This window comes from Bartonella sp. OD88NMGDW, assembly GCF_042193775.1.
Lineage (GTDB): Bacteria > Pseudomonadota > Alphaproteobacteria > Rhizobiales > Rhizobiaceae > Bartonella > Bartonella grahamii.
On sequence record NZ_JBHIMA010000086.1, the window covers coordinates 1 to 596 of the forward strand.

The window sequence follows — 596 nt, forward strand, 5'->3', positions numbered from 1 at the left end:
GAGGTTTTTTACCAGCGTCTTTTAACCGCAACCATTACGGACCATGCCGGTAATGAAGCCGATACATTTGAAGCAGAATTTGATGATAGTGGCAATGATTTAGAGGTTCCACAAACGGGCAACGCTCTGCAGGTGATTTTTGGCTATGAGAACAACATCAGTGCTTTTATGGGGTGTTTTGTTGTCGAATCGGTTGTAAGTTGTGGTGGCAGTGATGGAGAGATCTTACGCCTTTGTGGCAAAAGTGCCTCGATGCGTAAAGAGCTCAAAGAACAGGTGAGTGAGCATTTTGATCACAAAACTGTTGGTGAGATTGTTGAGACACTCGCTAAACGCCATGGCTATCAAGCAAAGGTCAGTCCTCAGTTCACCCAACAAACTTTACCTTATGTGATTCGTACAGATCAATCGGCTGTTGATTTTTTAACCCGCCTTGCTGACCGTATGCGGGCACGTTTTTTGATCAAGGACAATAAGTTTTTATTTTTAAGCGGGGACAATTTACCAGCACTCGACATCCATAAACACGACTGTTCCAACTGGGAATTTACCCTAGAGCCACGCACGCAATATGGCACCATTGAAGCTTCTTATTT

1 pseudogene is annotated in these 596 nt (G+C 44.0%); it reads left to right on the plus strand.

Features of this window, described 5'->3' with window-relative positions:
* Positions 1–596: pseudogene (locus ACFIJR_RS09345) on the plus strand (phage late control D family protein); the annotation flags it as partial.